24 protein-coding genes are annotated in these 23,107 nt (G+C 36.4%); all 24 read right to left on the reverse strand.

Annotated elements, in window-relative coordinates; translation table 11 throughout:
• Positions 1-76 precede the first annotated feature (76 nt).
• Positions 77-781, reverse strand: a complete 705-nt coding sequence (locus ACZZZI_RS09320) for a 16S rRNA (uracil(1498)-N(3))-methyltransferase (protein ID WP_463489274.1) — start codon at positions 779-781, stop codon at positions 77-79.
• A gap of 8 nt (positions 782-789) precedes the next feature.
• Positions 790-2,145: a hemolysin family protein gene (locus tag ACZZZI_RS09325; protein ID WP_410478699.1), complete on the reverse strand. Its 1,356-nt coding sequence runs from the start codon at positions 2,143-2,145 to the stop codon at positions 790-792.
• 71 nt (positions 2,146-2,216) lie between these two features.
• Entirely contained in the window at positions 2,217-2,768 is a 552-nt protein-coding gene (locus ACZZZI_RS09330; RefSeq protein WP_316764380.1) for an inorganic diphosphatase, read from the reverse strand.
• A gap of 1 nt (position 2,769) precedes the next feature.
• Positions 2,770-3,426 carry a DedA family protein gene (locus tag ACZZZI_RS09335; protein ID WP_424058295.1) on the reverse strand — a complete coding sequence of 219 codons (657 nt, stop codon included), beginning with the start codon at positions 3,424-3,426 and terminating at the stop codon, positions 2,770-2,772.
• 47 nt (positions 3,427-3,473) lie between these two features.
• Positions 3,474-4,847 (reverse strand): NADH-quinone oxidoreductase subunit N, encoded by a 1,374-nt coding sequence (locus tag ACZZZI_RS09340; protein ID WP_316764386.1) that lies wholly within the window; start codon positions 4,845-4,847, stop codon positions 3,474-3,476.
• A 3-nt stretch (positions 4,848-4,850) separates the two neighbouring features.
• The gene (locus ACZZZI_RS09345) at positions 4,851-6,314 is read right to left on the reverse strand and encodes a complex I subunit 4 family protein (protein WP_424058294.1); all 1,464 of its coding nucleotides are present in this window, start codon (positions 6,312-6,314) and stop codon (positions 4,851-4,853) included.
• Positions 6,315-6,334: 20 nt separating this feature from the next.
• On the reverse strand, positions 6,335-8,230 hold the full coding sequence (gene nuoL, locus ACZZZI_RS09350; RefSeq protein WP_463491783.1) for an NADH-quinone oxidoreductase subunit L: 1,896 nt from the start codon (positions 8,228-8,230) through the stop codon (positions 6,335-6,337).
• A 19-nt stretch (positions 8,231-8,249) separates the two neighbouring features.
• The gene (gene nuoK / locus ACZZZI_RS09355) at positions 8,250-8,579 is read right to left on the reverse strand and encodes an NADH-quinone oxidoreductase subunit NuoK (protein ID WP_010601897.1); all 330 of its coding nucleotides are present in this window, start codon (positions 8,577-8,579) and stop codon (positions 8,250-8,252) included.
• A complete protein-coding gene (locus ACZZZI_RS09360) occupies positions 8,579-9,082 on the reverse strand; it encodes an NADH-quinone oxidoreductase subunit J family protein (RefSeq protein ID WP_056086867.1) in 504 nt (167 codons plus the stop codon). Before ACZZZI_RS09360 ends, nuoK begins: the two co-directional genes overlap by 1 nt.
• Before the next feature lie 189 nt (positions 9,083-9,271).
• Entirely contained in the window at positions 9,272-9,775 is a 504-nt protein-coding gene (locus tag ACZZZI_RS09365) for a NuoI/complex I 23 kDa subunit family protein (RefSeq protein WP_123205668.1), read from the reverse strand.
• A 2-nt stretch (positions 9,776-9,777) separates the two neighbouring features.
• Positions 9,778-10,815, reverse strand: a complete 1,038-nt coding sequence (gene nuoH / locus ACZZZI_RS09370) for an NADH-quinone oxidoreductase subunit NuoH (RefSeq protein WP_316764398.1) — start codon at positions 10,813-10,815, stop codon at positions 9,778-9,780.
• Positions 10,815-11,825, reverse strand: coding sequence for an NADH-quinone oxidoreductase subunit G (locus tag ACZZZI_RS09375; protein WP_344769430.1), 1,011 nt, complete (start codon positions 11,823-11,825; stop codon positions 10,815-10,817). Before ACZZZI_RS09375 ends, nuoH begins: the two co-directional genes overlap by 1 nt.
• Before the next feature lie 209 nt (positions 11,826-12,034).
• A complete protein-coding gene (gene nuoF / locus ACZZZI_RS09380; protein ID WP_316764406.1) occupies positions 12,035-13,402 on the reverse strand; it encodes an NADH-quinone oxidoreductase subunit NuoF in 1,368 nt (455 codons plus the stop codon).
• 81 nt (positions 13,403-13,483) lie between these two features.
• Complete coding sequence (locus tag ACZZZI_RS09385; RefSeq protein WP_316764409.1) at positions 13,484-13,996, reverse strand: NADH-quinone oxidoreductase subunit NuoE family protein; 513 nt, start codon at positions 13,994-13,996, stop codon at positions 13,484-13,486.
• Entirely contained in the window at positions 13,989-15,203 is a 1,215-nt protein-coding gene (locus tag ACZZZI_RS09390; RefSeq protein ID WP_316764411.1) for an NADH-quinone oxidoreductase subunit D, read from the reverse strand. The genes ACZZZI_RS09385 and ACZZZI_RS09390 overlap by 8 nt, the downstream gene beginning before the upstream one ends.
• 91 nt (positions 15,204-15,294) lie before the next feature.
• Positions 15,295-15,795, reverse strand: coding sequence for an NADH-quinone oxidoreductase subunit C (locus tag ACZZZI_RS09395; RefSeq protein ID WP_316764413.1), 501 nt, complete (start codon positions 15,793-15,795; stop codon positions 15,295-15,297).
• A complete protein-coding gene (locus ACZZZI_RS09400; protein ID WP_039472971.1) occupies positions 15,795-16,337 on the reverse strand; it encodes an NADH-quinone oxidoreductase subunit B in 543 nt (180 codons plus the stop codon). Before ACZZZI_RS09400 ends, ACZZZI_RS09395 begins: the two co-directional genes overlap by 1 nt.
• Before the next feature lie 208 nt (positions 16,338-16,545).
• Positions 16,546-16,917, reverse strand: a complete 372-nt coding sequence (locus ACZZZI_RS09405; protein ID WP_316764416.1) for an NADH-quinone oxidoreductase subunit A — start codon at positions 16,915-16,917, stop codon at positions 16,546-16,548.
• A gap of 84 nt (positions 16,918-17,001) precedes the next feature.
• Positions 17,002-18,717 (reverse strand): tetratricopeptide repeat protein, encoded by a 1,716-nt coding sequence (locus ACZZZI_RS09410; protein WP_316764419.1) that lies wholly within the window; start codon positions 18,715-18,717, stop codon positions 17,002-17,004.
• Between the two features lie 118 nt (positions 18,718-18,835).
• Positions 18,836-19,729, reverse strand: coding sequence for a PstS family phosphate ABC transporter substrate-binding protein (locus ACZZZI_RS09415; protein ID WP_316764422.1), 894 nt, complete (start codon positions 19,727-19,729; stop codon positions 18,836-18,838).
• 229 nt (positions 19,730-19,958) lie between these two features.
• Positions 19,959-20,774, reverse strand: a complete 816-nt coding sequence (locus ACZZZI_RS09420; protein WP_316764425.1) for an energy transducer TonB — start codon at positions 20,772-20,774, stop codon at positions 19,959-19,961.
• Between the two features lie 19 nt (positions 20,775-20,793).
• On the reverse strand, positions 20,794-21,300 hold the full coding sequence (locus tag ACZZZI_RS09425) for an ExbD/TolR family protein (RefSeq protein ID WP_316764428.1): 507 nt from the start codon (positions 21,298-21,300) through the stop codon (positions 20,794-20,796).
• A 3-nt stretch (positions 21,301-21,303) separates the two neighbouring features.
• Positions 21,304-21,921, reverse strand: coding sequence for a biopolymer transporter ExbD (locus tag ACZZZI_RS09430; protein WP_316764431.1), 618 nt, complete (start codon positions 21,919-21,921; stop codon positions 21,304-21,306).
• A 79-nt stretch (positions 21,922-22,000) separates the two neighbouring features.
• Positions 22,001-22,831 (reverse strand): MotA/TolQ/ExbB proton channel family protein, encoded by an 831-nt coding sequence (locus tag ACZZZI_RS09435; protein ID WP_316764434.1) that lies wholly within the window; start codon positions 22,829-22,831, stop codon positions 22,001-22,003.
• Between the last annotated feature and the right edge of the window lie 276 nt (positions 22,832-23,107).

The following is a 23,107-nucleotide window of genomic DNA, read 5'->3' on the forward strand; positions in this document are numbered from 1 at the left end:
AAAAGACCTAAGCATAATGCCAGTACTTTTGATATTTTAGAAAACTCGAAATTGGTTATTGAAAATTTCAAACAAACTATCGGTTTAGGTAATTGATCTCAAAACAAACAGATAGTGCAGCAGTTTCTGTACGCAATCTGTTATCTCCTAAAGTTAAAGCTTTAAAGCCTTTATTCAAAGCATTATCAACTTCATCGGAAGTGAAATCTCCTTCAGGACCAATCATAATTAAATATCGGCCATGAGGTTTAACTAAATCTGAAATGTATTGCTTGCCATCGTTATTAATACAATGGGCAATTAATTTATCCCCTTCGAAAGGAAGTTTTAAAAATGCATCTAAAGAAATTGCATCATTTAACTTGGGATGATAAGCTTTTATCGATTGCTTTACAGCAGATGTAATTACTTTATTTAGGCGATCTTCTTTGACCACTTTACGTTCTGATCGGTCTGAAATAATTGGTGTAATTTCATCAATCCCCAATTCTGTAGCCTTTTCTAAAAACCACTCTATACGATCAATATTTTTAGTTGGAGCTACGGCAACATGTAAATAATGATTCCGCTTTTGATAGTCCGTTTCTACATTAAGAACCTTTAGGCTTACTTTTTTTGGATTATCAGTAGCAATTTCAGCTGTGTAGAAACCACCTTTACCATCAACAAGATATATTAAAGTACCAACTGGCAAACGCAAAACGCGTATGCAATGTTTACTTTCTTCTTCGTTAAGCGTATAAGTGGGTTGGGTTATATCTGGGGTATAAAAAATATGCATAGTTGAAATTAGTGATTATCAACCATATCTCCTTCATTGATAACCAATTCTAACTTAATCGTTTCGATGTTTTGCTCTGTTTTCTTTAGAATGGTAAACAGATAACCATAAGATTCGTTGCTTTCTCCAACTTCAGGAATTCTTTCGAAAACGTGAGAAACCAAACCGCCAATGGTATCGAAATCTTCGTCTTCTGGCAAATCGTGTGGCAAATGCTCATTTACATCATAAACCGTTGCAGATGCGTTTACAATGAATTCATTGTCTGAGATTTTCTCAACTAATGGTTTTTCCTCGTCGTACTCATCCTGGATTTCACCAACAAGTTCTTCTACAATATCCTCGAGCGTTACCATACCTGCAGTACCGCCAAACTCATCCAAAACAATGGCGATTTGAATGCGATTGCTTTGAAGCTCGCTCATCAAATCGTTAATTTTCTTAGTTTCTGTAACGAAATATGGTTTACGGATAATATCATTCAAAGTCCAGTGTTGGTTACCTGCTGCAACTAAAGGCAAAATATCTTTGGCATGGATAATACCAACAATTTTGTCCATAATCTCATCGTATACAGGTAAACGCGAATAGCCTTCCTTAATAATTCTATCGATAACTTCTTCCTTTGGTGAGGTAAGCTCTATTCCCGAAATTTTAGTTCTAGGAACCATAATGTTTTTAACAACACGCTCATTAAAATCGAAAACGTTTTTAATCAGCTCATGTTCATTATTATCCAAAGCACCACTTTCCTTACCCTGATCTAATAAATATTGCAGTTCTTCCGTGCTATGTAAAGATTCATGTCCAGCCGAAGTATCAATACCAAACGGTTTAAGAATAATTGCGGCAAGACTGTTCAAAGTCCAAATGAATGGTTTAAAAACCACATAAAAAATCTGCAAAGGAACAGAGACAAATAAAGTAGTTGCAACTGGTCTTTGAATAGCAAAAGATTTCGGAGCCAATTCACCAAACACAATGTGCATGATGGTAATTAGCGAAAAAGCTACGATAGTTGATGCCGTATGAATTGTAGCGTCGCTAAAGCCCCATTGCAAACTATCAAAAAGATTTTTAAAGATGGTATGCATAACGCCTTCACCAACCCAACCTAAGCCTAGTGATGCAAGCGTTATACCCAATTGTGTTGCGGCTAAATAGCCATCTAAATTATGGATAATGGTTTTGGCCATTTTCCCTACGCGACTGCCTGATTTTGCTTTAATTTCAATTTGCGATGCACGAACCTTAACAATTGCGAACTCTGCCGCAACAAAAAAACCGTTAAGCAATACTAAAAATAAGGCAAAAAATAACCGCCATCCAACCGAAGTAGTATCAGTTTCCTGCAAGGCGACCATCGCCAAATTTGATGATGGAAGGATTGCGCTTAATTTTAAATTCAAAAACAAGCAAACCGTGGGTAAATCCATTAAGCTAATTCTCTAAATGTTGTATTATAAAGTTCTATGCTTTCTTTAATTACTTTATGCGCATAACGAACACCAAGTAAATGTTCGATAGTTACATTTTTTTCTTCTAATGCTTTATAATCCTGAAAGAAACGAACAATCTCTTTCATTTGATGTGGAGGTAATTCATCCAAATCATTGATATAGTTTACAGACATATCATGTGCAGCAACTGCAATAATTTTATCGTCTTGTTCGCCATTATCAACCATATGCATAACACCAACAACTTTTGCTTCAATCAATGTCATAGGGTAAACATCTACCGAACAAAGCACCAGAATATCTAACGGATCTTTATCATCGCAATAAGTTTGCGGAATAAAGCCATAGTTTGCTGGGTACATTACTGATGAAAAAAGAACCCTGTCTAATTTAATTAAACCAGATTCTTTATCTATTTCGTATTTGGCTTTTGAGCCTTTTGGAATTTCAATGATTGCGTTTACAACTTCTGGAACGTTTTTTCCAGGGGATACGCTATGCCAAGCGTGGGTTTCGTCTTTTGCCATTTTAATTTAAATCTTCTTTTTCCTCTTCGGGGCTTTTTACTTTACTTTTCACAAAGGTAATCAATAAAGGGATAGTTGTGATAATGATAAAGCCAATAATAATATATAGTAAGTAATCGTTAATTTCCTTTTCGAATCTTTTGCCTAGAAAATAGCCAAGTAACGTAAGGGAGCAAATCCAAAGTACTCCGCCTGCTATATTATACAAGGCAAACTTTTTAAAATCTAATTTTACAACACCAGCAAAAATCGGTGCAAAAGTTCTAACTATCGGAACAAACCTGCCCATTATGAGTGCAAAAGCACCTTGTTTGTTGTAATATTCCTCAGCAGCTTTTAAGTATCGCTTTTTGAAGAAAAAACTGTCTTTTCTGGTGTACAATACTGGCCCTGTTTTTCTACCAAACCAATAACCTGTAAAATTTCCTGAAACAGCTGCTATACACAGTCCTGCAAGAAGTACGGCAATGTTAACATCGAGTTTGCCCGTTGCTACAAACATGCCCGCTAAAAATAGTAAGTAATCTCCTGGAAGAAAAAAGCCAAAGAACAGGCCAGTTTCAGCATAGATAACGAATACAACAAGATAGAAACCGCCCTCCCTCAATAATTTTTCGGGAGAAATTAAATGCTGAAGGTTAGTCCAAAAATCGTGCATATTCAATTATTCGTAAAACTACAAATAATTCTCTAACAAGTGCATACCTATATCAGGTTTAATATAATCGCAGGATAAATACCTAAAATAAGTGTAATTGCTACTGAAATTATTAAAACAACTTTGTATTGTGCTGGTGTAGAAAGTTCAATTTCTGCACCATCTTTAAACCACATAGCAACAATAACCTTGAAATAGTAGTAAAACCCAACTAATGCATTTAGAATTGCAAACGCAACTAATAGCGTTTGATATTCGCCCATTACGTTTAAGAACATCAGATATTTACCGATGAAACCTGCAGTTAGGGGAATACCAGCTAACGATAACATAGCAACGGTAAGCGCTAAAGCAACTAAAGGATTTTTCTTTCCTAAGCCATTAAAACTTTCAAAGCTATCGTTTCCTGTTTTTTGTTTAACGAGAATTAATACAGCAAAAGCAATGATTGATGCAAATGTATATGCCGCTGCATAAACTAAAACGTTGTTTTCTGAATTCGCACTTAGAACAACTAACGAAAATAATAAGTAACCTGCGTGAGAAATACTCGAGTAAGCCAGCATACGCTTAAAGTTCTTTTGAAACAATGCGGTAACGTTTCCAATAAATAGAGTTAAGCAAACAATCACAATTAAAGGGACAACCCAGAAATCATGAAGTGGTGCAAACACATCAGCGAATAACCTTAAGAAAGCAGCAAAACCAGCAGTTTTAACCACGGTACTCATGAAGGTGGTAATTAATGTTGGCGACCCCTCGTAAACATCTGGAGTCCAGAAATGAAATGGAGCAGCGCCTATTTTAAAACATAAACCAATCATCATTAAGATCACACCTGGATAAAAGATTGGTGAAATCGCCTTATTGTTATCAACTAAATAAGTTTGGATTTTATCTAAGTCGAATGAACCTGACGCACCATAAATTAAAGTAATACCAAACAGTAAAAATCCTGTTGAAAAAGCACCCATTAAGAAATACTTCAACGAAGCCTCGTTAGAGGCAAAATCCTTTTTACGAATGCCTGCAAGAATATATAAACTTACTGACATGATTTCCAAACCAACAAATAACATCGCCATGTTTTTGTAAGACACCATCATAATCATCCCCGCAAGGGCGAAAAGAATTAAGGTGTAATATTCTGCTATGTTATCACTCTTCGAGTGGAAATAATTTTGTGTTAATAAGAAAATTAAAAGTGTTCCGATAATACAAACACCAGAAAATGCTAAAGCGAAATTATCGGTTTGCATCATTCCGAAGTGTACTGCATTGCCATTCCATGCAGCAGCAGTAAAACCCAACGCAGTAAGAAGGCCAACAACAGTAAGCGGCAATAATGCTTTCTTTGCTTTAAACAAACCTGCATAAAGTACAATAAAAGCGGTTATACTAATGGTTATGATAATATTCATTGCTTATTTTACTGATGTTAATTTTTGATTTACCTGTTCTAATAAATGTTGTACAGATGCCTCTGTTAAGTGCAATAACGGTTTCGGATATACACCCAAAATAATAATCAAAGCACAAATAATATAAAGAACCAATTTTTCAGTTCCCTGAATATCGGTGAATGTAATGGTTAATTCGTTGGTTTTGCCAAGCATTACGTTCTGGTACATGCGCAACATATAAACTGCTCCGAAAATAATAGTTAAACCTGCAATTGCTGCTGCCCAAATTCCGTAATTATAAACGCCCATTAGCAATAAGAACTCTCCAATAAAACCATTGGTTCCTGGTAAAGCCACTGTACCTAAAACAATTATTAAGAATGTAATTGCTAATTGAGGTGCAACTTTAGCGATACCGCCCAATTCTTCAATTTTATTGGTTTTTACTCTTGAGAAAATAATATCTAAAACGAAGAACAAACCAACTACATTAATACCGTGACTTAACATCTGTACCATTGCACCTTGCATACCTTGCTGATTCAATGCAAATATACCTGCCGAAATTAAGCCAACGTGAGCAATTGATGAATAAGCAACTAAACGCTTAGCATCTTTCTGTGTAAATGCGATTAGTGATGCATACACTATCCCGATGATAGAAAGCACCATTGCCAAACAAGACCAATCTTGAACACCTGTTGGTACAATTGGTAACAACCATCTGATTACACCGTAAATACCCATTTTTAACATGATACCTGATAATAACATCGTTCCCTGAGTTGGAGCGGCTGTATAAGTATCTGGCTGCCAAGTGTGGAAAGGGAAAATTGGCATTTTAATGGCAAACGCTATAAAGAAAGCCCAGAAAATCCAGCCTTGTTGTGCGCTATCTAAATTTAAAGCATAAAATGCTTGAATATCAAAATTGTGAGCAGGATTCTGTAAGTACAGATAAATGATCCCCATCAACATAAACAATGAACCTGCGATTGTATAAACGAAGAACTTCATGTTAATGCGAATTCTATCTTTTCCACCCCAAAATGCGCAGATAAAATAAATTGGAATTAAAGCGGCTTCCCACCCGATATAGAAAAGGAAAGCATCCATCGCCGTAAACACCAATAATAATCCGCTTTGCATAAATAAGATCAATGCGTAGAAAGCCGCTGGATTTTTATAATTATGTCTGTAACTCGATAAAATTATAATCGGAATCAACAAATTGGTAAGCAACACAACAAGCATGCTAATTCCATCAATACCCGCATGAAAACGAATACCTAAATCTGCAATCCATGGTAAATTTGCCTCAAACTGTATACTTGCATTTGGAATGAAGCTACAAGCGATAAACAAAGCAAGCCCCAAAGAAACAACCGAAATTACGGTCGAAACGATTTTAGCCGACTTACCTGCAAAGGCCGTAATAATAGCACCTGCAAGTGGGAGAAATATAAGTAGTAAAAGTTGTTCCATTATTTATTTTTGAACCCTTTTTATATGTATAAAAATGTATATAATAGCAATGCGATGATACCAACTACCATCATAAAAATATAGAAACCTACGTTTCCACTTTGTAATAAACGAATGCCCTTACTGGCCTCGTTTGTACTCCAACCTAATCCATTTACAATTCCATCTATAAACTTGGTATCGATTATCCTATAGAAGAATCTTGAAAAAGCATCTAAAGGTTTTGTAATGATGAAATCGTAAATCTCATCCAGATAAAATTTATTGTATGATAATTTTGCCAGTGCAGAACGTGGGGCTTCATCTGCAACAGGAACACGAGCACCTTTAACGTATCTGGTATAAGCATAAAGTAAAGCAAAAATAGCTGCTAAGACAGAAACACCCATTAAAGTAAACTCAGTTGAATGACTTAAATCTAATTCATGTTGCGAAACACCCGCTCCAGTCAACCAATGTGCTAACCATTCGTTTCCACCGAAAACGTGAGGGATGTTAATTGCTCCACCAATTGCGGCTAAAACGGCTAAAATTATTAGCGGTGTAGTCATTGCTGCTGGCGATTCATGAACATGGCTTTCCTCATGATGCGTTCCGCGATATTTTCCTGAGAAAGTAAGGAACATCATTCTGAACATATAAAAAGCGGTTAAGAATGCCGTTAATACGCCAATACCCCAAAGCACTGGACTATACTGGAAGGCATGCGCTAAAATTTCATCTTTAGAGAAGAAACCAGAGAATGGCGGCAAACCAGCTATTGCAATGGTACCAATCATCATCGTTAAGAAAGTAATTGGAAGTTTCTTTCTCAATCCACCCATGTGGCGCATATCTTGTTCGTGATGCATAGCATGAATTACCGAACCTGCCCCTAAGAATAATAATGCTTTGAAAAATGCGTGAGTTAAAACGTGGAAGAATGAACCTGTATAAGCGCCAACACCTAAGCCTAAAAACATATACCCTAATTGAGATACAGTTGAATAGGCCAATACTTTTTTAATGTCTGTTTGGGTTAGCGCAATAATAGCTGCTACCAATGCTGTTGCTGCCCCAACAATTGCAATAATGTGTTGGGTAAATGGAGCAAGGTCAAATAATACACTCGAACGGGCAATCATATAAATACCAGCCGTTACCATCGTTGCAGCGTGAATTAAAGCAGAAACTGGTGTTGGCCCAGCCATCGCATCTGGCAACCATGTAAATAAAGGCAACTGTGCCGATTTACCACAAGCTCCAATAAATAACAAAATGGTAATCAAAACCAAGGTATTGTTACCTGGCAACATGTTCGCTGCCTGTGGGAATATTTTTGAAAACTCAACGCTTCCGAAGAAGTTGAACATTAAAAAAACACCTAATAGGAAACCTAAATCACCAATACGATTCATTACGAAAGCCTTTTTAGCTGCAGATGCATAGGCACTATTGGTGTACCAGAAACCAATTAAAAGGTATGAGCATAAACCTACACCCTCCCAACCGATAAACATTACGATGTAGTTTGAACCCAATACTAATAAAAGCATAAAAAACACAAACAGGTTCAGATAAGAGAAGAACTTACCGAATCCTTCATCATCATGCATGTAGCTGGTCGAATATAGATGGATTAAGAAACCAATCCCCGTAATAATCAAAAGCATGATTGAGCTCAACGGATCAATCAGAAATGATAAAGGAATGTGTAATGTTCCAGCGCTAATCCAATCGAATAAAAATACTTCGTGAGATTTTTGTGTATCGCCTTGTAAACTAAAGAAAATAACTACGCTGATAAGGAAAGAGGCTAAAATTACCCCACTTCCAATGATACCAACAAGTCCTTTAGATAAAGATTTTCTGCCCAGCCCGTTAATTACAAACCCTAAAAAAGGAAGTAACGGAACTAACCAAATCAATTGTTCTATTGTCATTCTTAATATATATTTACCACTTAAGGCGATTTAAAACATTAATATCTATCGATTTTGTATTTCTGTAAACCATTACAATAATCGCTAAACCAACTGCAACCTCTGCAGCAGCAAGCGCCATAATGAAGAATACAAAAACCTGTCCTGAAGGATCGTTGCTATGCACAGAGAAAGCTGTTAAAAGCAAGTTCACTGCATTTAACATCAATTCAACCGACATAAAAATTACGATTGCATTTCTGCGGGTTAACACGCCAATTACACCAATTGTGAAAATAATTGCACATAAATAGATGTAATGATTTAGTGGTACGCCTGCCATTTGTGTAGTTAGATTTTCCATTATGCTTCTACCTCATCTCTTTTAGATAATAAAACTGCTCCAACCATTGCCGCCAATAGTAATAGAGATGATAATTCGAATGGCAATAAGAATGGCCCAAAAAGCTCTTTACCCAAGTTTTCTACCAAACCTAAGCCTGGATTTTTCAAAATTAAAGGACTTGTAATGGTTGCAGCTTTAAAAGAACCAACTAAGGTTACAATTAAGCAACAGCCTGCAATTACGCCCACAATTTTGATCAAAGGAGATTTTACTGGCTCGGTTTCCTTATTTAAGTTGAGGAGCATTAGTACAAATAGGAATAATACCATAATTGCACCCATATAAACAATGAAGTTTACAACAGCCAAAAACTGCGCATTCAACAATACATAATGTACTGTGAATGTGAAAAAGGTAAGAATTAAGTATAGAACGCTATGGATCGGATTTTTTGCAAAAATCACCATCAGCGAAAAGATGATACTTAATGTGGCTACGAAATAGAATACTTGTGTACTCATTAATTTGTTATTTGTTTGTACTCCTCGTCATTGCGAGGCACGAAGCAATCTTATTTATTTAACGTCTATCGCATTAGGATTGCTTCGTTCCTCGCAATGACGGATTGTACTATATGTTTACTCCTTCGACAAGCTCAGGATGACAATATTTTTCAATTGCCGTGATTCGTGTCCTCACGGACCGTATTTTTATTTTTTCATCTCCAATGGAGCTTCAACCAACTTATCTTTCCCGTAAATAAAATCCTTACGTAAATAATCAGCAGGTACAATTGGTCCGTCCAGGTAAATTGCTTCTTTCGGACAAGCCTCTTCACATAATCCGCAGAAAATACAACGCAACATATTAATTTCATAAGTTGCTGCATATTTTTCCTCGCGATACAAATGCTTTTCATCATTCTTCCGTTCTGCTGCTATCATAGTGATTGCTTCAGCTGGGCAAGATAGTGCACACAAACCACAAGCTGTACAACGCTCTTTCCCGTTTTCATCGCGTTTAAGCGAGTGCATCCCCCTAAAGTTAGCTGAGAATTCACGTTCTACTTCTGGATATCTTATAGTAGCCTCTTTTTTGAATAAGTGACTAATGGTAATGCCCATACCTTTTGCAATAGCAGGTAAGTACATCCTTTCCATAAAGCTTAACGGCTTTTGTTCCAGTACTTTTTTCTTATTACTTAATGATTCCATAATTAAAACTTCTCAATAATCGCAATCACAATTCCAGTTATTATAATGTTGGCAATAGCCAAAGGTATTAAACCTTTCCAGCCCAAATTCATCAATTGATCATAACGGAAACGCGGGATTGTCCAACGTACCCACATGAAGAAAAAGATGAAGAAGATTATTTTCGCAAAGAAAATACCTGTACCAAAAAGTGGTGCCCATGTCGGACCTAGCCAAACCGCCATCGAATCCATTCCAGGATAATTATATCCACCAAAATATAATGTTGCCATTACTGCTGATGAAACAAACATGTTGATGTATTCAGCAAATAGATAGAAACCTAATTTCATTGAAGAATACTCGGTATGGTAACCACCGATTAACTCGGTTTCACACTCCGGTAAATCAAATGGTGCTCTGTTAGTTTCTGCAAAAGAACATACCATGAAGATTAAAAATCCTAATGGCTGGTACAATACATTCCATCTCCAACCGTGTTGCTGGTCAACAATTTCTTTCAAGCTTAATGTATTGGTCATCAAAAGCAAAGCGATGATAGACAAACCCATTGCAATTTCGTAACTGATGTTTTGTGATGCAGCACGAATGGCGCTTAATAATGAATATTTGTTATTCGATGCCCAACCACCAATCATAACGCCGTAAACACCTAAAGAAACTACACCAAAAATGTATAAAACTCCAACATTAATATCAGCAACTTGCAGCGGAACCATTTTACCGCCAATTTCCATCGGACTTCCCCAAGGAATAACGGCTGTACCAATACAAGCACAAAGTAAAGCCAAGCCTGGCCCAACAATAAATAACCATTTGTTTGATGAAGAGGGAATGATTTCCTCTTTCATAAACATTTTTACACCATCAGCCAAAGGCTGTAAAATACCAAAAGGGCCTGCTCTATCTGGACCTAAACGGTCTTGAAGATATGCAGCAACTTTGCGTTCTGCATAAGTAGAATACATGGCTACGACTAAACTGATACCGAAAATTACAGCTACCAGAATAAATTTCTCTATGATAAAACCTGTATCCATTAGTATTTTACTGTTTTATGTAACTCAATTTCATTCGCTGCCTGTAATGCTACGTTTGGCATAATTACTGGCAGTGGTTTTAATGTTTCGTAATGGTTCGATGCAATTACCGAAGTATCATCAATATGAGTTGGGTGCTCGATCGTCCAATCTGAAGTTGCCTTTTTATCAAAGCGACAAGTATTACAAATAAATTCTTCAACCTCGCCAAACTGATCTTTACGTGCTGTTACACGAATAACATCTTCACCTTTATACCAAAGCGTTACTTTACCGTTGCATTTTTCATGGTCGCAATTGCGATGTGCATCAACTGGCTTGGTAAACCAAACACGGTTTTTAAAACGAAAAGTTTTATCAGTCAAAGCACCAACTGGGCAAACATCAATTACGTTTCCTGAGAAATCGTTATCAACAGCCTGTTGAATATAAGTTGAAATTTCAGAATGGTCGCCACGGTTTAAAATACCATGAACACGTTTGTTTGTAATCTGATCAGCAGTGAAAACACAACGATAACACAAAATACAACGATTCATGTGTAATTGAATTTTATCGCCAATATCAATACGGTCAAAAGTACGACGCTCAAACTCGTAACGAGTTTTTTGCAAGCCATGTTCGTAACCTAAATTCTGCAAATCACACTCACCAGCCTGATCGCAAACAGGGCAATCTAAAGGGTGGTTAATTAATAAAATTTCGACCACACCTGCACGTGCCTCTAAAACCTCTGGCGAAGTAATGTTCAACACTTCCATACCATCCATTACGGTTGTACGGCAAGACGCAACCAATTTTGGCATCGGGCGTGGGTCTTTTTCCGAACCTTTTGTTACCTTAACAATACAGGTACGGCATTTACCACCACTTCCTTCTAACTTAGAATAATAGCACATTGCTGGCGGAACGATATCACCTCCAATTTGCCTTGCAGCATTTAGGATAGTGGTTCCGTTATCAACCTCTACAGTTATTCCGTCTATCGTAACCTTAACTTTTTCACTCATGGTTAATGATAATCTTTTATTTTTTATGCTCATGCCGTCATTGCGAGGCACGAAGCAATCTCTTTATTAATATGTCATCGCATTAGGATTGCTTAGTTCTTCGCAATGACGTAGCGTTAAAACTCTTGCTTTCCCGCCCTGATTCGTGTCTCCACAAACCAATTCTATATTTCATGTTTCGTTTCGTGATGACACGAACCGTGGGAAAATTATTTCTCTTCCGTTACAACAACTTTTTCTATCGGCACAGCATAGTTAGCAATACCATAATTTTGTTGCTGACTCTTAACTGGCTCTTTAATATGCCACTCAAATTCATCTCTGAAATGACGAATTGCACTTGCAACCGGCCATGCTGCTGCATCGCCAAGCGGGCAAATTGTATTACCTTCAATTTTACGTTGAATATCCCAAAGTAAATCTACATCACTCATCGTTCCATGACCGTGTTCAATTTTGTGCAATACTTTTTCCATCCATCCTGTACCTTCACGGCAAGGCGAACATTGTCCGCAACTTTCGTGGTGATAAAAACGAGAGAAATTCCAGGTATTGCGAACGATGCATTGATCTTCATCAAAAGCAATAAAACCACCTGAACCCATCATGGTTCCAGTAGCAAATCCACCTTCTGATAAAGATTCGTAACTCATCAAACGAGGTTCGCCATTAGCATATTTCAATGTTAGGTTAGCTGGCAAAACTGGCACAGATGAACCACCTGCAACGGTTGCTTTTAAGCGTTTACCGTTAGCAATACCACCACAATATTCATCAGAATAAATAAATTCTTCAACTGGTAAACCTAATTCTATTTCGTAAACACCTGGTTTTACTAAGTTACCCGATGCTGATATTAATTTTGTACCTGTACTTCTACCAATACCAATTTTAGCATATTCATCGCCACCATCGTTAATAATTGGTACTACTGCAGCAATCGACTCTACGTTATTTACTACCGTTGGGCACCCATACAAACCTGCAATAGCTGGAAAAGGTGGTTTAATTCTCGGATTACCTCTTTTACCTTCAAGTGATTCTAATAATGCAGTTTCTTCGCCGCAAATGTAAGCACCACCACCTGGCTGAACATATAATTCTAAATCGTAACCTGTTCCTAAAATATTTTTACCCAACCATCCTGCAGCTTTTGCCTCAGCAATTGCTTTTTCCAGAATACGAATTTGAGGCATCATTTCTCCGCGAACGTAGATGTATGAAACCTTTGCACCCAAAGCAAAACTGGCAACAATCATTCCCTCAATTAAAGCGTGAGGTATGTAAGTCATCAAGTAGCGATCTTTGAAAGTTCCTGGCTCAGACTCATCAGCGTTACAAACCAAATAACGTGCAACACCTTCTGGTTTAGCCAAAAAGCTCCATTTCATTCCCGTTGGGAAACCCGCACCACCACGACCGCGTAAACCAGATTTCTTAACCTCTTCAACAATCTCTTCAGGTGTTAAAGTTTTAAGAGCTTTTTCCACAGCACGGTACCCACCTTTTTGGCGATAGACTTCAAGTGTATTGATGCCTGGTACGTTTATATGCTCAAGTAATAATTTGCGACTCATTATTTTTTAGATGTGAGATGTGAGACCTGAGATGTTAGGCAAATTGCCAATTCTCATATCTCATATCTGGTTTCTCAAATCTTATTTATTTTTCAAATCTTCAATCAGTTTATCTACACTTTCGGTAGTTAAGTTTTCATAGAAAGTGTATTCCGGGCTAATTTGCAATACCGGACCGAAACCACAAGCCGCTAAACATTCAACTCCTCTAAAGCTGAATAAACCGTCTGCTGTAACTTCACCTTCTTTAATACCTAACTTATTTTCTAAGTGCTCTAATATTTTTTCTGCTCCAACCAGGCAGCAAGGACCAGTACGGCAAACCTCCAAAGCATATTTACCTTGTGGTTTTAAGAAGTACATCGTATAAAATGTGGCTACTTCGTAAACTTCAATCGGCTGAATATTTAAATATTCGGCAACTTGATCCATTGCTGATGTAGGTACCCAAAGATATTCTGCCTGCACCAAATGTAATAGTGGTAACAACGCTGATTTGTGCTTACCTTCAGGGTAACGACTCTTAACATCATCAAACTTGGCTAGCAATTCTGATGAAAACACTACAGGTGTTTGTTCTTCTACTTTAAGCATCTAATTCTCCTGCAATAATATTCATACTACTCATGTTGATAATGGCATCGGATAATAACATTCCCTCGCTCATTGGTGCAAACATTTGGTAATTTATAAAACTTGGTCTGCGGAAGTGTAAACGATAAGGCGTACGGCCACCATCATTAATCAGATAGAAACCTAGCTCGCCGTTTCCGCCCTCTACAGCGTGATAAACTTCTGCTTTTGGAGCATCAATTTCGCCCATCACAATTTTAAAGTGATAGATTAATGCTTCCATATTGTTGTAAACTTCTTGTTTTGGGGGAAGGTAAAAATCAGGAACATCAGCATGAAAAACACCTTTTTCTTCTGTTTTCAACTTCAAAAGCGCTTGTTCGATAATGCGTAAACTTTGCCACATTTCTTCATTACGCACCAAATACCTGTCGTATATATCACCACTTGTACCTACTGGAATTTCGAAATCAAAATCTTGGTATGAAGAATATGGATCAGCTACACGAACATCGTAATCTACTCCAGCTGCACGAAGCAACGGACCAGTCCAGCTATATTCTAAAGCAGCTTCTTTAGTTACTTCAGCAACACCAGCAGTTCTGTCGATAAAAATACGATTACGGGTTAAAAGGTTTTCAAACTCTTTCAAAGCTACTGGAAACTCCTTTAAAAATTTATTGATTTTAGCAAAAGCAATATCATTGAAATCTCTTTCAAAACCGCCTATACGACCAATATTTGTTGTTAAACGGGCACCACAAACCTCCTCAAAAATCTCATAAATGTGTTCACGAAATTGAAAAAGGTAAAGGAAAGTTGTTGTTGCTCCAGTATCCTGACCAATAATTGTGTTACAAATAATGTGATCGGCAATACGGGAAAGCTCCATGATGATTACGCGAAGATAATCTACACGCTTAGGCATTTGGATATTCAACAATTTCTCAACCGTCATATGCCATCCCATATTATTGATAGGTGAAGAACAATAGTTTAAACGGTCAGTTAATGGTGTAATTTGATAAAACGGGCGATGTTCGGCAATCTTTTCAAAAGCTCGGTGAATGTACCCAATTGTAGAAACGCCGCTAACAATACGCTCGCCATCTAATTGCAAAACGTTTTGAAAAACACCGTGTGTTGCAGGGTGTGTTGGACCTAAGTTTAAGGTTACCAACTCACTTTGCGGATCGTTATCTGTATATACCGGATGGTTATGATTCATAGACCTTAATTCCGAAAACTCGGAACTCCTTTCAAATTTGTTAATTATTTACTTATATATTCTATCCAATTCCCCTTTAGAGGCCAAGGGTTTACCTTCCAAAAAATTCGTCCTTTTTATCTACTCTGTTTGGGTCTTCCAATGGATATTGTTTCAACATCGGGTGAACACCTAAATCATCCATATTTAAAATACGGCGTAAATCAGGGTGACCTTCAAACTTAACTCCGAATAAATCATAAGTTTCACGTTCCATCCAGTTAGCTCCTTTCCAAACCGTGGTTGCCGTAGGAATAGTTGGATTTTGTTCTGAAATGAAAACCTTAATTCTGATTCTTACACGCTCAACCATGTTGTTTAAATGGTAAACTACGGCAATACCATGATCTTGACCAGGGTAATGCACAGCTGTGATATCAGTTAAGAAGTTAAACTTTAATTCGTCCTTAAGGTGCGAAAGCACGTTTACGATAACATCTTTATACGTTACAAAAGTTAACAAACCATAAGGTTCAGAAACAGCTGTAACCTTTTCACCAAACTTTTCAGTCAGCTTAGTATGAATATCGTTATTTAGTGTAGTTTCTTCCATTACTTAATACCGTATTGACCTAAAAGTTCCTTATAATAATCAGAGTTTCTTCTTCTGCCAGATTCGTTTTTAACCAAATCCTGAATACGCTGAAAACCATCTAAAATAGCTTCTGGTCTTGGCGGACAACCCGGCACATAAACATCTACTGGAATAACCTCATCAATACCTTGTAACACAGAATAGGTATCGAAAATACCACCGCTGCTTGCACAAGCACCAACAGCCATAACCCAACGTGGCTCTGCCATTTGAATATATACTTGTTTAAGTACTGGCGCCATCTTTTTAGCAATTGTACCCATTACCATTAAAACATCGGCCTGACGGGGAGAAAAGCTCAAACGCTCTGCACCAAAACGACCTAAATCGTAATGCGAACCCATGGTTGCCATAAACTCGATTCCACAACAAGATGTTGCAAACGGTAGAGGCCATAATGAATTTGAACGTGCCAAACCAATCACTTTATCTAAAGAAGTGGCAAAATAGCCAGGTCCTTCGGTTCCTGGAGGCGCATCAACTATATTAATTTCACTCATGTTTATAAACAAAAAATGCTCATCCCTTTGCAGAATGAGCAACAAATTTACAATATTTTAAAGGCAATTAAACTAGCTTAGCTTGATTTAGAACCTTTCTAAATAAATTAAAACCCAGCAAGTAAGTGTAATTGATACACAAGTAAACTCCAGATCTCCAACTAACCTTGTAAATTGAGTATTGCTTGTGTTAAAAACAATCAATAGGCTAGTTCCAATCTAGAACTTTCTTCTTAATTACATAAACAAAACCTAATAGAAGCGTGCCCATAAAAATGAACATTTCTATCATTCCATCCATTCTAAGCTCACGGAAGTTAACAGCCCACGGATACATGAAAATAACTTCGATATCGAATAATACGAAAAGGATAGCAACAACAAAATACTTAATGGAGAAAGGTTGACGAGCATTACCTACAGATTTAACACCTGCTTCAAAAACTTCAAGCTTATCACTGGTTTTACGTTTTGGACCTAAAAAGTGTGTAGCAACTAAAGTGGTTACTACAAAACCTAATGCAACAATTACTTGAAATATAATTGGTAAAAAATCTATTGAGGTACTTTGCGCTTGCATAATCTTTATTTTCTGATGCAAAAGTAAAAGAAAAAGGCAGAGTAACCAAACTCTGCCTTTTCTAAAATTATTTAACTGTTGTAATTACTTACCTTTTCCCTTTGGAGCAGGCGCCGCTAGCTCTTTCAACTTAGCAGCAGCAAACGTTCCTGAAGGATAAACGGATACACTTTTATCAAAATATTCTTTTGCTTTTGCTTTGTCTTTATAGAAATAGAAACCACCGATAGTATCATATGCCTCAGAAAGTTTTTTAGCATTTGCAGTAACTAATTCTGGTTTTTCACTGATCTTTTTGATGTATTCCTCATAAAAAGGAATCATTAAGCCTTTAGGGTCTTTATCGTCATCTAATAAACTGTTAATACGAGCTCTAGTTACATAAGCATCATAAGTATCAGGAGAAATTTGTATTACTTTTGCGATAGCGGAATCAGCCTTTACCAAAATATCTTTAGAAGGATTTTGTTTAGCGCTATATTTTGCTCCATAATCGAAATAGTTAGCCATAGCATTATAATAATAGTTATATAATGAGCCTTTTCCATTTGGATTAGCTTTTATAGCCTTCTCATAAACTTGAGCAGCTTTCCCGAATTTCTTAGCATCGTATAGGCTTTTAGCTACTTCAGATAATGCATCAGCGTTGGTAGAATCTTTAGCTACTGCTTTAGTAATATTGATTAAAGCCAAACTATCTTGACCAGCTTTTAACTGCGCCTTACCTAAATAAAGATAATCATAAGCAAGATTTTTGGTTGTATCCTTTTGTTTAGCAAAATATTCAGTCAAGTTTGTTAATGCCTGAGGATAGTTTTTATTCTCATAAGCAGACCAACCTTTTAATCTGGAAACAATGATTCCTTTAGGATCGTTTGCAGGAACTTGAATTGAAGATGCAACTTGCTCTAATGCCTGATAGTCTTTCGCATAGAATAAGAATTGCATATAACGCAACTGAGATTCTAAAGATTTATCAGTTAAATCAAGGTATTTTTTGTACAATTCAGTTGCTTTTGCAGCTTTTGGCTTATCTGTTCCAAAACTACTCCATTGTAAATAAAGCTCTCCTAACTCACGGTAAGCAGGGCCATAATTTGCATCAGCAGCAATAACTTTGTTTAATTCCTGTTCACCTTCAGCAAATGAACGAGCTTCTTTATACATTTTACCTAACTGAGTTCCAGCCCTTCTGTTTGTAGGATCAATATCTCCAACACGGAAATAAGGGCCAATGGCTTCAGAATTTTTCTTTTGTAAAGCATAAGCATCACCCAAACCAATAAAAACTTCTGCATCTTTATCTTTAGCGTCAAGTTCATCAGCCTTAGTTAAATTAGCAATAGCATTTGCGAAATCTGGCTTAGACACATCTTCGCTAGGTTTATCTTGCGCTAAATAAGCTTTACCAATCGCTAAATAAGTTTTATAATCTTTTGGAGCAGCTGCTACCGCTTTATCAAAATTTGTTTTAGCAGATGTTGCATTACCAGATAATATATCTGCCTCTCCTAAACCTGCATAGTTAGATGCGCTTTTGGCATCTGCAGATATACCTTTATTGAATACTGCTCTTGCAGAATCAATATAACCTGTTTTTAAATAAACTAGGCCTAAATTGTAATAGTTATCACCATTAGACGCCTGAGAGCTTACTAAAGATTTAAGCATTGATGATGCTTTCTGATATTGCTCAGCATCAATGGCTTTTTTCGCGTCATTTAAATTTTGAGCAAAAACTGCAGAACCTATCAACACCAAACCAACATTTAAGGTTATTGCTTTCTTTAAAATTTTCATAGTTCTTTAATCTGTTTTTTTAATGGTTATAAACTTACATAATCGTATGTAAGCTTCATCTGATTATTCTTTTCTTTTAATTTTGATTGTTTCTTACAACCGGTGGTTCAATTTATTATTATTCTTTAAAATTTATTGTTCTCGGCATTAATTTATGTGGAGCAAGTTCAGATTTAAGTACGATAAGCTGTCCCCGCTGGCTTCTTAGCCATACTGCAAATCCTGTGCCTAAACCGTCACGTCCTTCACAATCGATTATATTAATATTCCTTAAAAAGGGATAAACTCCATTTATAAGATTATCTTGAGTTGGCTTGTAAAACTGATCATCCCCAGGTTTGCCTTTGTAATTTTTCAACCCTAAAGTCTTAATTTTTTCTTTTACCTTAACAAATTCTGGATTCTTTTCAGAGAGCCAGTTAACGCCCAAAATACCAATAAAATTCTTATCCTCAGCAACTAGCTTAATCACTTCGTTAGCAGTGTTTTTAGCGTAAACGTTTTTTGAAGGGAACTGATTAATATTTGCCAGTTGTTTCAAGTATTTAAATGTACTCGAATAAGTGTTATCAAACATTAATTGTTTAGCAGAACTTTTGCCTTGAAGTATATCGACAATATCCTTAACGTTAATTACACTATCAATATTACTTTGATTTGTAATTAATGCTATTCCATCTACCGCGAAACGCGATGTATTAATCTTAATATTTCTTTGGGTATAATATTTTTCTTCTTGTTTTGTTAGCATTCTGGGTAAAACGATAACCCTTACACTATCATTTAAAAACGCTGGAATTATTTTTTCTTCTGGTTTAAATGTTGTTAAAAATGTCGCCTGTGGGTAATCAATTTTAAAAACATCAATTTCTTGTTGTACTAAAGGACCAACAGTTTCATCAACCAAAATCTTTATGGTACCACTTGTACGAGTTTCTTTAATTTCATCTGTTTTTTTGCGGTTGCAAGAAAAAACAGTTAGTAAACTCAATAATATTAGGACGTTTCTCATTTAATATTAATCGCGCCTCCCAAGGCTTAATAGTCGTACAAAAGCGTAAATAATAAGGAATATTCCAATTGCTATTTTATAGGGTTGGCCTATATTTAGCGGAAGATTTTTCCAGAATATACAAGCCAGGCCAATGCAGCAATAAAAAACAAACATGACAAGGCCTAAAATGAGCAAAAACCGCTGTTTAGGCGATTTTTGCTTAAAAATATCAAAATTTAACATTTTGTTACTGAAGAGTAAAGTTTACCTGAATGTTGTATTTAACACGTACAGGTTTACCATTCTGAATACCAGGAACCCAACGTGGACTTGCTTTAAGTACACGAACAGCTTCCTCATTAGTACCACTACCTGGACCACGAATAACTGAAATATCAGTAAGTTCTCCATTTCTTTCTACAACGAAAGATAAGAATACTTTACCCTGAACATTGTTTTCCTGTGCCATTGGAGGATATTTAATTGCTTTACCTAAGTATTCGTAAAACTTTTTCATACCACCTGGAAAATCAGGTACTTTTTCAATACTAACAAAGTCATAAACTTTATTATCATCTACAGCAACTGCTGCTTCTTGTTTAGGTCCTTCGCCAACCGGCTCAGCAATTCTAATTTCCGCAGTAGGATCACCCTTAATATCTTTTTGTCCTGGATCTGCCTCTTTCAGTTTTTCAACTGTAGGTGGCTCCTCATTAACTTCAATATCCGGTTTTACAATCGGAGGTGGCATCTTCACCTGATCCACTTTTGGTGGTGGTGGCTCTACCGGTGGTGGCGGTGGTGTATCTGGGTTAACCGGTGGAGGTGGAGCTAAAACCACTTCTTGTGCTTTTAACTGCTCTTCCTCTGGAATCGCCCCTTTAATTAAGCTGTAGATTTTTGGTGAGAAAAACAAAATCAAGAACACAACTGAACCCCATATAAGGGCTTTTGTAGTATTCCCAGCGCTACCTTTTCTTAATTGATATGCGCCGTAAGCTTTGTTTTTATCAGCAAAAACGACTTCCAGCCATTCCTTTCTAAATATATCTAACTTCGACATGGATTACTGATCTTATTAATTATAAAATACCTCTTTCTTTCATGAAAGCTTTCTCGTTATCAAGGATATTGTCATCATCAATCTGACGAGACTTTACCTTAAGAATTTCAAGCTCATCCATCATATCAACAAAGTTTTTAAAAGTAGAACCTGAAGTAGGTTTTACTAAAACTGTAAATTCTCCAGCAACACCCGAAGCGTTTGCTTTTGTTCTATTTTCGTTGATTGAATTTTCGATTTGAGAAAAAGATTCAATTGTTGGAGCACTTTTTCCAGCTTCGCCCATATACCATGCTACTTTATCGTTTTTACCTAATAAAACAGTCATCGTTTTGGTCGCTTTTAATGCTAACCTGTTCTCTGGCAAATTATCTTCCTTATCTGGTTTAGCAATATCCATCGCTTGTGGCGTAGATATTGATGTAGTTAAGATAAAGAATGTAACCAAAAGAAACATCAAATCCACCATTGGGGTCATATCGATCCTTGGTGTGGCTTTCTTCCCGCCTGTGTTTAATTCTGCCATTTCTTATTTAGTCTTTTTAGCTTCTGCGTTTGTAACTAACAAAAACTTGTTCATTTTTTGTTTCTGCAAAATATCAATCACCTTTTTCACGGTAGGGTATTCCTCTTTAGCATCACCTTTAATACTGATTCTCATATCAGCATTGTTCAGTTCTTTAGTTGCTTTACGAGCATTTAAAACCCAAGCGTTTAATTGATTGTCAGTTGAATCAGTAGGGATACCAGTTTGTACTCCTGGATTCATACGATCGCCACCTGGCATATTGATAAATTGTTTCAAACTTGCAACAGGAACACCGAATGTAGCGATAACAGAAAATCTGTTAACTTCTTCTGGGGTAAAAGCAATTTTATACTGCTCTCCCATTAATTCTAAAGTTCTTGCCCTTACTTTTTGTCCTGCTACTTCAAAGAAAACCTTTTTCTGTCCAATTGTTAAAATGGCATTATTTTCTGCAGGCACCTTAAATTCATATGTAGATGAAGGTGTTGATACAGCTAATGGTTCAGGTTGCCTTGCAGTAGCAGTTAAAATAAAGAAGGTAAGTAACAGGGCAGCAACATCGCACATAGCGGTCATGTCTGTTACGGTACTTGTTCTTTTAACTTTAATTCTAGGCATAATATTTTTTACTAGTTTTTAATAATGATGATCTTTTTTCCGGTTTTCCATAAAGCCGGTAAAAATTTTTTCAAAATTCTTATTTATGTGAACTAGCGTATGTTTGAACGATGCTAAATCCTGCTTCGTCAATTGCATAAGTTAATTTATCAATTTTAGAAGTTAAGATGTTGTACATGATAATTGCTAAAGTAGATACAGCGATACCAGTCATTGTGTTAATCAATGCCTCAGAGATACCTACCGCTAATGCCGACTGATCTGGAGCTCCAGAGTTAGCTAAACCTGCGAATGCACGAATCATACCTGTTACTGTACCTAATAAACCGATTAATGTACCGATTGATACTAAAGTAGCAATGATTGTTAAGTTTTGCTCTAACATTGGCATTTCTAAAGCTGTAGCTTCTTCAACCTCTTTTTGGATAGCAACGATTGATTGCTCAACATCCATATTAGTATCTGCTTCAACTTCGCTATATTTTTTCAAACCAGATTTAATTACAGCTGCAACTGAACCTTCTTGTTTATCGCATTCTGCTTTAGCCGCTTCGATGTTACCTGCGTTTAATAAACCTTTTACTTTGATGATAAAAGTATCTAAACTAGTTTTTCCACTTGCTTTACCAATAACGATTAAACGCTCGATAGAGAAAACGATTGTTGTTAATAATAAACCGATTAGAACGGCTACGATTGGACCACCTTTGTAAGCTGTACCTGGATAGTTGTTAGGTAATGGTAAATTGTTGTTGTCTCCTCCGATAAAGTTGTCAGAAGCTCCTAATACGAAGTTCCAGATAACAAATCCAATAACGATACAAATTGGAATCACAAATGTTGCAAATACATTTGAAGCGCTTGAAGAGCTTTCTTTTTTAACAGTTGTTGGTTTTGGTGCGTTTGCCATTTTTTTTTAATTTTTAGTTTTAGTTCTTGTTTTTAATTTTTTAGCTGTTTTTCTTTTGTAATACACACAACGTACGTTTATCTGATTTTGTTGCGAAAACAAATTTATAAATTGATTTTAAATTACAAATTAATAAATCAATAAACAATTAAATCGTTACTTAACTTTTTAGTTTGCCGTTTATAACTGTACATATAACAAAAAAATTGCCTCAGCCAGAGGCAATTCTTTCACAATGAAAACTAAAAAAAAATCGAATTGCAAATTTTTTAAGTA

The organism is Pedobacter sp. AC190 (genome assembly GCF_979258025.1).

Bases quoted from the DNA above. Each gene is read 5' to 3' on its own strand.
- ACZZZI_RS09375 (WP_344769430.1), bottom strand. From the start codon at position 11,825: ATGAGTGAAAAAGTTAAGGTTACGATAGACGGAATAACTGTAGAGGTT.
- ACZZZI_RS09410 (WP_316764419.1), bottom strand. From the start codon at position 18,717: ATGAAAATTTTAAAGAAAGCAATAACCTTAAATGTTGGTTTGGTGTTG.
- ACZZZI_RS09335 (WP_424058295.1), bottom strand. From the start codon at position 3,426: ATGCACGATTTTTGGACTAACCTTCAGCATTTAATTTCTCCCGAAAAA.
- nuoH (WP_316764398.1), bottom strand. From the start codon at position 10,815: ATGGATACAGGTTTTATCATAGAGAAATTTATTCTGGTAGCTGTAATT.
- ACZZZI_RS09340 (WP_316764386.1), bottom strand. From the start codon at position 4,847: ATGAATATTATCATAACCATTAGTATAACCGCTTTTATTGTACTTTAT.
- ACZZZI_RS09435 (WP_316764434.1), bottom strand. From the start codon at position 22,831: ATGGCAAACGCACCAAAACCAACAACTGTTAAAAAAGAAAGCTCTTCA.
- ACZZZI_RS09420 (WP_316764425.1), bottom strand. From the start codon at position 20,774: ATGTCGAAGTTAGATATATTTAGAAAGGAATGGCTGGAAGTCGTTTTT.
- ACZZZI_RS09430 (WP_316764431.1), bottom strand. From the start codon at position 21,921: ATGCCTAGAATTAAAGTTAAAAGAACAAGTACCGTAACAGACATGACC.
- ACZZZI_RS09365 (WP_123205668.1), bottom strand. From the start codon at position 9,775: ATGGAATCATTAAGTAATAAGAAAAAAGTACTGGAACAAAAGCCGTTA.
- ACZZZI_RS09405 (WP_316764416.1), bottom strand. From the start codon at position 16,917: ATGCAAGCGCAAAGTACCTCAATAGATTTTTTACCAATTATATTTCAA.
- ACZZZI_RS09425 (WP_316764428.1), bottom strand. From the start codon at position 21,300: ATGGCAGAATTAAACACAGGCGGGAAGAAAGCCACACCAAGGATCGAT.
- ACZZZI_RS09415 (WP_316764422.1), bottom strand. From the start codon at position 19,729: ATGAGAAACGTCCTAATATTATTGAGTTTACTAACTGTTTTTTCTTGC.
- ACZZZI_RS09360 (WP_056086867.1), bottom strand. From the start codon at position 9,082: ATGAGTACACAAGTATTCTATTTCGTAGCCACATTAAGTATCATCTTT.
- ACZZZI_RS09345 (WP_424058294.1), bottom strand. From the start codon at position 6,314: ATGGAACAACTTTTACTACTTATATTTCTCCCACTTGCAGGTGCTATT.
- ACZZZI_RS09320 (WP_463489274.1), bottom strand. From the start codon at position 781: ATGCATATTTTTTATACCCCAGATATAACCCAACCCACTTATACGCTT.
- ACZZZI_RS09330 (WP_316764380.1), bottom strand. From the start codon at position 2,768: ATGGCAAAAGACGAAACCCACGCTTGGCATAGCGTATCCCCTGGAAAA.
- ACZZZI_RS09325 (WP_410478699.1), bottom strand. From the start codon at position 2,145: ATGGTCGCCTTGCAGGAAACTGATACTACTTCGGTTGGATGGCGGTTA.
- ACZZZI_RS09400 (WP_039472971.1), bottom strand. From the start codon at position 16,337: ATGAGTGAAATTAATATAGTTGATGCGCCTCCAGGAACCGAAGGACCT.
- ACZZZI_RS09385 (WP_316764409.1), bottom strand. From the start codon at position 13,996: ATGCTTAAAGTAGAAGAACAAACACCTGTAGTGTTTTCATCAGAATTG.
- nuoK (WP_010601897.1), bottom strand. From the start codon at position 8,579: ATGGAAAATCTAACTACACAAATGGCAGGCGTACCACTAAATCATTAC.
- ACZZZI_RS09390 (WP_316764411.1), bottom strand. From the start codon at position 15,203: ATGAATCATAACCATCCGGTATATACAGATAACGATCCGCAAAGTGAG.
- nuoF (WP_316764406.1), bottom strand. From the start codon at position 13,402: ATGAGTCGCAAATTATTACTTGAGCATATAAACGTACCAGGCATCAAT.
- ACZZZI_RS09395 (WP_316764413.1), bottom strand. From the start codon at position 15,795: ATGGAAGAAACTACACTAAATAACGATATTCATACTAAGCTGACTGAA.